The following is an 8,254-nucleotide window of genomic DNA, read 5'->3' on the forward strand; positions in this document are numbered from 1 at the left end:
ATAATAAGTACAGTGAGGTTCGACAAAAAAATATGATTGAGTCGATCGCAACACTTTCACTAACAGACTTCCTCGCTCAACCGGATATTGAATCCTCGCCTGCATGGGAATTTATTCTGGGACGAGCGGTTCAAAAAACTATGCCAACCCTTTTTCATTCGCGACTGCAACACAACTTGGTTAACTATATCAACGATCGGACTGATCGATTTGAAGCGATACCAGAGTTGCGTTGCTTGGTACTTCCCTACTCGCCAGTACCAGATATAGCGATTGTAGCAGGCGATCGGCTTACCGATGAAGACGGACCACTTAACGGCGCACCGGATTGGTTAATTGAAATTCTATCGCCGGATCAAAGCACTTTAAAATTGCAGAATAAGATCCTCCACTGCCTCATTAACGGCACGCAATTAGCATGGCTAATCGATATCTCTCACCAACAAGTTTGGGTATGGCAGGGTGAGGAGCTACCTATAATCTGTTCGGGTGCAGATATTTTACCAGTTTTAGGTATTCTCCCGGAACTTACGGTTGATGCTGTGATGGCTATGATTCGCCGACAGTAGGCATTTTATTAGAAAACTGGGTTTAAAACCCCGTTGATAGTAATTAGGGTTTGCTGAATATACCGCATATTGCGTGGTCTGGGTTTGCGATCGGCTTATTCAGCAAGCCCCACATATTAGATAGTAGAATCACGAGCAGACTTCAACAACATCTTGATTTGTTCAAGACTTAATGGTGGTGAACTACGATGAATCATAGCGTGACAATTTGGGCAAACAGGACGCAAATCTTTTATAGGATCAATTTCATACTCTTCTGCAATTTCTGAAAGGGGTCTTAGATGATGAACATGAATGAAACCTTTTCCCAGTTGCCCAAAAGCTCTGCCAAAATCGAAATCACAAATAGAGCAACTTGAACCGTAATAATCAATACATTTTTGCCGAGCTTTAGGCTCGCGTTCATAGTCTTTGACTGAAACTTGCCGTACTGCCCCCTCACGAAATGTTTGTACTGCATCTACTTCATCAGGAAATAATCTAGTAGTAGTTACAGATTCCTGAACCTGAAGCGGATTTTGCCAATCCCTCAAACATTTTAGGTAGTCCTCAAAACGGTCTTCCTTACCAAGAAACACATTTGATGCAGCACGAAAGATAGCAAAGATTTCGACAAAGTTATTAATCACTGGCTGAGCTGCATCTAGGTCTTTAATAGGAAGAACTAGGGATGGACTCTGAATACAAGTACCATTCCAACCTCCTTCATAAATTAATTGCAGTCTGTTAATAAACTCCTCATACTCTAACTTACCATATTTTTCCGGTGCAATATTATTAGAGGAAATAATATATCTACCATGCTTCAAAATCCTAGTAACATCTTCTAAATGGTTTTTCAGAACGTGAACAATTGGATTGCTTTCTAGCCCTCTTAATCCAAAAAATTTCACAACTAAACTATAAGAAGTACACTCGAATCTCTGTTGAAAATACCAACCTTTTCCTTTTATAGTCAAGCCAGCGCTTGCTATTTTGTAGGGCTGGGTTTTTTTGGCTTCAAGGCGATGAGCTGGTGTAGTCAATATCCGATAATCTGATAGTACATCTGTGCCATAAACTTGGTGAATTAGGTCACAAGCTTGTTTAATGATTATTTTAAGCTTAGGGCTAAGTAATTCTTTTAGCTTATCAGCACGCTCTCGATTGTCTTCGACTGAGAAGAGATATTGTTCAGCAGACCCTATGAGTGGCAAGTCAACGATTTCTGACATTTCGGTTTCCTCAACTGAACTCATATCTGCTCTCCGACATGACAAGTCCAACGAAAACTAATCGATATTTTAGCTTTTTTTCGACATATCCTGAAATAGGTCATGCTTCCCCGGTTCCTAAAACTTGTGCTGTGGTGAGTTTGAGCCTTGTAGGGTGCGTCAGTTAGAATAGTTACAGGACTTGGGAAACGCTTATGGACTGACGCACCTTACTATCGTCTTTTAAATGCCGAACAGCTTATGACTCAAATAAATCCCGATCGCACTGCTGGTACAATTGCGATCGACGTTTTTCCTCAATCAAACGGGCAGTATCTTTGTCAGATTTCGTCATCTCTGAGCGATCGCCCCGATGATACCATGAATTTTTACGGACAAACGAAAGAACACGCGATCGCGATCGCCCTGGAAAATTTAGCATCTCGCTACCGCCAGCAAGCCGAAGACTCTCAAAATATAGATTGGGATGCGGTGGAAATTTCGGATTCGGGAGAGCCGATTGAAAAGCGTTATCACGTAATTTTGCACTACGAACGAATTGCTAAAGATGAATCTAAGTTTGAGGCAATGCACAATACAATGATGGGAAATACAGTAGTTGAAAATGCCAAAATTTCAATAATTGAGATCGATCCCGATATCGAAATCGAGGCCAGAGGGCTATCAAAATATTGAGCCCTCGGGACTTAGGTGCAGATGGGCATCTTACCCTACGCATCAACGATCGAAACGTGAGTTTGAGGCGGCGATCGACTAGAAGCGATCGCATAATTTCAAATCCCAAAAATTTCTTTTCTATTACCCCCCGCAAAATCTGCCCTAAACTTCTCCACAACTCGATTCAACTCAACTGAATGAGAAGCTTTAAATAAAATACGATCGCCCGGTGTGACAAACTCCATTAAATGCCTTGCTAAATCTTCGCGGGAATTCTCCCTCGCAATATCTTCTACCTCCACAAAAGGCAAACCCGCCGCACCCGCAGCCATCGCCGCTGCTTCCTCAAAATCAGCAAAAACAAACAAAGCATCCAGATTCAAATCTCGCGCCGTGCTTCCCACTTGTCGGTGAAATTCGATCGCCCTTTCGCCCAATTCCTTCATCGTTCCCAACACCGCAATCCGGCGCTTTCCAGGAGTATCTGCTAACAGTCTCAGGGCCGCCAACATCGACTCCAAACCCGCATTGTAAGTCTCATCCAGAATCATAATATCATCGGGCAAATCGTAGCGGCGCGCCCGTCCATCCGGTAACTGCACAGACAAACCTTGCTTTAAAACTTCCCCATCAATACCTAAAACTTTTCCTACCGCCAAAGCCGCCAAATAATTTACAGCATTGTGTCGTCCCGGCAGCGGCAGCGGCAATTCTATACCATCTATAAGTATTGTATCATTAGTGAGCAATTCTCCGCACAAATCCCCGCCTTCTAAACCGTAACTTAAAGTTTTTCCCTGCCAAACTTCGGTCGCAGTTGCCATTAATCTATGATTATCGTGATTTAGAATAGCAAGGCTATCAGCAGGCATTTCGGCTAAAAGTTCGCACTTAGCTTGGGCGATCGCATCTTCCGAACCCAATCGCCCGATATGTGCCGTTCCTACATTAGTAATTACCGCAACAGTAGGTCGCGCAATTTGCGACAGCAGCGCAATTTCACCACGGCCGCGCATACCCATTTCAATCACAGCATAATTGTGTGCGGGTGAAAGCTCCAACAGAGTTTTTGGTACTCCAATTTCATTGTTGTAGTTATATTGAGTTTTAAGAACATTTCCCCTCGTTGACAAAACCGCTGCAATTAACTCTTTAGCAGTAGTTTTACCGACAGAACCAGTAACAGCAACTATAGGTATACTGAATTGGTCACGCCACCAGCGAGCGATCGACTGGTAAGCTTTTAAAGTATCGTCAACGCGCAACAGCGGAAAATTCGGCAATTCCTCTTGCCAATGTCGATCGACAATCGCCGCAATCGCCCCCAAATCCCTGGCTTTTGCCACAAATTGATGGCCGTCAAAATTGTCTCCCCGCAGCGCCAAAAATACCTCGCCCCCTTCAAGAGTGCGCGTATCTGTGGCAATACCTGTCCCTAAAGCTGTCAAAACGTCGTCAGGCACAGCAGGCAAAGGTACAGTTAAAATTTCAGCAAGTTGGGCGATACTTACGCGACAAACCATAACCAGCACTCACATTTCAAATAATTATTTTCACAGCTAATCCTACCTTGCCCAACCTCAATTTTAACTAACAGCGGGCTGCTAACCGGGATATATCTTGACAATCCTAATACTAAATTGTCCGCCCACCAAGAAATGATCCCGTACCAACCCACAATCTTTACCAATACTTTACAAAGTTGATGGTGATTTAAGGCCTTGCTAATTACCAACAATTCATGTCATGCTGGTGTTGGTAATTAGTTTAACTAAGCAAAAAATATCGATCGGCTTAAGCTGCTGACAGCTTCTACCCATAAGCCTCATCCGGCGAGAAGCTCGGTTGACTCAATTGTTGCGCTTCATCGGCCAATTTATCAAGCTAATAGGGCTGAAAGCTACTGCCCCAGCCTCGGAGGGTTAACCACAGTGAACGACTACAACAGACAAAGTTACGAAGAAGAACAGCTACTTTACCAGCACTGGCTGGAGTTGGTACAACGAGAGCAGCCGGCCGAACTCATCAGCCGCTTTCGCACTTTGTTTATCCACGGTACCGGATATCCCGATCGCTACGTCGCCGAAGCACTCGAAAAAATAGCAGCCTCAGAACACGCCGAACAAGAATTCAAGTACATCCTCAACCGCTGCTGCCACATCCTGATCAACCGCTGGCAAACCTACCCCAGCAAGCAAGCAGCCATCCCTGAATTGATCGCCCTGTTTGAAGAAGCGCCCAAAATATTATTTGGATACCATCGATCGCGGGGGCGAGGCTCCATCCCCCAATTAGTAAACCAATTTACCGAAAGCGAACAGTACCTCACCCTCCAGCGTTTAGCCAAAGTCATAACTCACAACAATGAAGATAGCAGCAACAGCAAAACCCCAGCTACCCTTCCCCTCGGAACCTTAATTCCCCGTTACCCTTACCTCTACAAACACTGCCTCCTCAGCGACGACAGCACCTACGAACAGCAGAAAATCATTAAAAAAATCCAAGCTCAAAAGCAGCAGCAATTTGAGGTCAACCTCTCGCAATACGTGGCTCACCAAGTGAGAAAAGCCCAAACAGCTCGCCGGGAAACCTCAATTGTCTTTCAAAGAAGTATACAACCTATAAAAAACCCGACCCTGTTGACCGACCCGGAACTATTCTTTGCCCTCAAGCACTTTGTCGGAAAAGTAGAGGGAGCCGATACCTACAGACAGCTAGCGGGCCGTTTCACGGCGAACGCCAGCACAAATCAGTCCTACCACTCCTTTAAAGACGACTTGTACGAATACCTGATTTCTTCTGTCACCGACGATCGCTTCGGCAAACGTCTCTTTAACGAAAAATTGTATAAGCAACTACAAAATACCCTGCCCCACAGCGACGATCAGAAGTTTAATGAATTTTTAATGATCAGAACTTGCAGCCAGTTATTGAACTTTTTAGTAGTAGAGAGTCCTGTGCGGCCCAACCACTTTGTCTTCATCGACCTGATCTCAAACCTCGGTCCCACCCAAACCACAGGTTTGCTGCTGAAAATCGTACTAATTTGCGGCAAAGTCAAGCCCTACCTAGAAAAGCGACTGGCAATTTTGTTCGGTCACTACGAATGCAGTACCCGAGAAGGCGTGGTGTGGTTAGTTAAAGCCCTGGAAAACGTGAACCTAGCTTTGAGTACCAACTTTGGCAAGGTGGATGTATCTTTCCTGCGGTGAGAGCGGGGGGCATAACTTTCTTTGCTTCCACTGCAGGCAAAACATCACACCCATCAACCAGGTTTCTGAATACCCTAAAAGTTTTACCTTTAATTAGAACGACTTAATTAACTCCTGAAACCTATTCAAAAGACTCTATTCTATGTTAAAGTACCAAGTGTGAATCAGATTCAGTTGCAGGCTTTGTTCATTGCTACAGAATTGTCTAAAAACTTGCCCTTCTGTATCGGCAGGGGACTCTCCGAAACTGAAATCTTCGCACTGTCTAAATTTTGGAGTTATTCCTCATGTCGATATACGTCGGTAACTTATCCTACCAAGTTACCCAAGAAGACATCACCACCGTCTTCGCCGAATACGGAACTGTTAAGCGGGTACATCTACCTACCGACAGAGAAACCAGTCGCCCCCGCGGCTTCGGTTTTGTAGAAATGTCCACAGATGCAGAAGAAGATGCAGCGATTGCTGCTCTCGACGGAGCAGAGTGGATGGGTCGCGACCTCAAAGTTAACAAAGCTAAGCCCCGCGAAGATGAAGGCCGGGGCGGTGGCAACCGGGGCGGCGGTGGCCCTGGAAAATTTGCTCGCGGAGGGGGCGGCGGCGGAGGACGTTATTAATTTCCTCTGATAAAGATTTGAGATTGAAGAGTTGAAATTGGCGCGAGAGCTCACCTAGCTCCGAACCACTTCCGGCCTTTCCGAAAAACCTATGCTCTTCAAGTTTCCATATCTACCGCATTAAATATACCAAAAAGCCAAGGGCCGAACCCTTGGCTTTTTGGTATGTATGAGGGTTGACGGTATAAATCTGAAACCGGCTGGGCGAACCCGTTGCAGTACCGTCAGGTTCTAATCGTCAGGTTCGATGCTGCTGCTCAATCCGTGATTATTGAGCGTTTCAGCGTAAAACTCAGCGTGTTCCAGAGCGCAAACAATCACCAATCCCATCCCGTTAGTATGGGCTTCCATCATCACATTTACCGCCTGTGGCTGAGTCAGACTCGGTACCGTCGCCATCAAAGTCTGCACCACGTACTCCATAGGATTGAAATCATCATTGTGCAGCAGAACGCGGTAGCGTGGTGCAAGCTTGCGGACTGTGGAAGGCTTTTGAATAATTTCGACAGACACTAATCTATACCTCCTGACTTGTAAAATGTTAAAATTTGTCAACAATCTTGAGCCGGATTCCTCCGCTGTGCAAGACTATCTCACTTTCAGCTATTTTATTGAAATCTGAAAATTCAGACAAGGCAGCCCCTTGGTCGATCGCGAGCTGTGAACCCAACACCAAACCCACAGGGGGTGTCCTGGACCCTGGGCAACCACCTTCCTAGCGCCATAATATTAGAAAGGCGCGATCGGTTAAAAATAACAAACTACTACCTGTTGAGTCTCCAGAACTGACGGAACCTTATATGAAACGCAAACCTAAATCCTACAACGACAGATTCAGCGGCGACCCATCCCGAGGAGATGAAGACTCCGACTACCCCGGCTCCTTTGGCGGACAGTCGCGGCGTCAACCTCAGTCCGGTAAACCCTCTTTCCTCAATTCGGCCACCCTAGGAATTTTAACAGCCGTCTTTATTCTGGGAATTGGCATTGGCATTGCCTTTAGCTCCACAGCTACAATTAGCCCAGAGAACGTAGCATCCCGCGAATTTATCGATCGCAGCGCCCCGAACCCAGAACTTTGCGTGCAGTTTGGAGCAAGCGCGATGGTGACAGATATGCGCCTCTACGTCACCCTCAATCCCTTCAACGTCTACATCTCGCAGCCTAGTATGCGCCCCGGATGCGTTTTGCGAACCAATAACTGGGCAATTCTCGAACAAAGAAAACTCATCAGCCAAGACCAAGTGCGCGATTGCAAAAATCGCATGAACACCTTTGGCTTCACCGGCCCCCTGGAAGCTCAACCCGAAATTAACTGTATCTACCAAAACGACGGCGCTAAAAACCTGTTCCTCAACCAACCGGGTTCGATAGCTCCAACCACTGAAGGTCAAAATTTCTAAATCGCCGATATAGCGGTTTTCAGTTGATTGACACTCCTCGGCCTAAAGGCGCGAGGATTCTTCGTTCATAGACCCAACTTGCCCTAGCAGGATTACTCCAACCAAGGTAGAGGTCGAATCTCCCGAAGCGTTCGGATCTATGACCCAAGTTCCGGTATGCCCTACCGTACTCAAGGCTAATTTCAGGATATTAATAGCAGCATTCCAATCCCGGTCTAAGACGAAGCCGCATTCGCAAGTGTGGGTTCTCATAGAGAGGGATTTTTTGATTAACGTGCCGCAATTAGAGCATTCCTCAGAGGTGTAGGCAGGATTGACCGCTACGGTTATCTTGCCAAACTTAACCCCGAAATACTCTAACCATTTCCTGAACTGATACCAACCCGCATCATTAATAGACTTGGCAAGACAATGGTTCTTGACTAAGTTCTTAATCCTCAAGTCGACCTAGGCGACCAAATCGCTAGATTGGATTACACAACGTGCCAGTCTCTTGGCATATTCTTCACCAGAAAACGAGCGAGAAGCCCCTGGCTTTAGACATGGGGAGGAAAGCGGCTGCGACTTCAGTCGCCTTGAATC

General features: G+C 45.8%; 8 protein-coding genes and 1 pseudogene. 5 read left to right on the top strand and 4 right to left on the bottom strand.

Annotated elements, in window-relative coordinates; translation table 11 throughout:
* Positions 1-32: 32 nt before the first annotated feature.
* Complete coding sequence (locus QUA00_RS25820; protein WP_333107390.1) at positions 33-569, top strand: Uma2 family endonuclease; 537 nt, start codon at positions 33-35, stop codon at positions 567-569.
* 116 nt (positions 570-685) lie between these two features.
* On the opposite strand, the gene QUA00_RS25825 is transcribed toward QUA00_RS25820, so the two are convergent.
* A complete protein-coding gene (locus QUA00_RS25825) occupies positions 686-1,783 on the bottom strand; it encodes an HNH endonuclease (RefSeq protein ID WP_333411644.1) in 1,098 nt (365 codons plus the stop codon).
* A 240-nt stretch (positions 1,784-2,023) separates the two neighbouring features.
* On the opposite strand from QUA00_RS25825, the gene QUA00_RS25830 reads away from it, so the two are divergent.
* On the top strand, positions 2,024-2,458 hold the full coding sequence (locus QUA00_RS25830) for a hypothetical protein (protein WP_333411645.1): 435 nt from the start codon (positions 2,024-2,026) through the stop codon (positions 2,456-2,458).
* Between the two features lie 98 nt (positions 2,459-2,556).
* Here the strand turns inward: QUA00_RS25830 and QUA00_RS25835 are convergent, their stop codons facing one another.
* Positions 2,557-3,963, bottom strand: a complete 1,407-nt coding sequence (locus QUA00_RS25835) for a UDP-N-acetylmuramoyl-tripeptide--D-alanyl-D-alanine ligase (RefSeq protein WP_333411646.1) — start codon at positions 3,961-3,963, stop codon at positions 2,557-2,559.
* Positions 3,964-4,371: 408 nt separating this feature from the next.
* On the opposite strand from QUA00_RS25835, the gene QUA00_RS25840 reads away from it, so the two are divergent.
* Both QUA00_RS25840 and QUA00_RS25845 read left to right on the top strand, forming a co-directional pair.
* The gene (locus QUA00_RS25840; protein ID WP_333411647.1) at positions 4,372-5,652 is read left to right on the top strand and encodes a hypothetical protein; all 1,281 of its coding nucleotides are present in this window, start codon (positions 4,372-4,374) and stop codon (positions 5,650-5,652) included.
* A gap of 287 nt (positions 5,653-5,939) precedes the next feature.
* Positions 5,940-6,269, top strand: a complete 330-nt coding sequence (locus tag QUA00_RS25845) for an RNA-binding protein (protein WP_333142978.1) — start codon at positions 5,940-5,942, stop codon at positions 6,267-6,269.
* A 231-nt stretch (positions 6,270-6,500) separates the two neighbouring features.
* Here the strand turns inward: QUA00_RS25845 and clpS are convergent, their stop codons facing one another.
* Positions 6,501-6,782, bottom strand: coding sequence for an ATP-dependent Clp protease adapter ClpS (clpS, locus tag QUA00_RS25850; RefSeq protein ID WP_015178019.1), 282 nt, complete (start codon positions 6,780-6,782; stop codon positions 6,501-6,503).
* Between the two features lie 287 nt (positions 6,783-7,069).
* Here clpS and QUA00_RS25855 point away from each other — a divergent pair, with 287 nt between their 5' ends.
* Positions 7,070-7,672 (top strand): DUF3172 domain-containing protein, encoded by a 603-nt coding sequence (locus QUA00_RS25855; RefSeq protein WP_333142979.1) that lies wholly within the window; start codon positions 7,070-7,072, stop codon positions 7,670-7,672.
* Positions 7,673-7,714: 42 nt separating this feature from the next.
* Here the strand turns inward: QUA00_RS25855 and QUA00_RS25860 are convergent.
* A pseudogene (locus QUA00_RS25860) lies at positions 7,715-8,170 on the bottom strand (RNA-guided endonuclease InsQ/TnpB family protein); the annotation flags it as partial.
* Positions 8,171-8,254: the final 84 nt, after the last annotated feature.

Source organism: Microcoleus sp. T2B6, from assembly GCF_036700475.1.
Taxonomy (GTDB): Bacteria; Cyanobacteriota; Cyanobacteriia; order Cyanobacteriales; family Microcoleaceae; genus Microcoleus.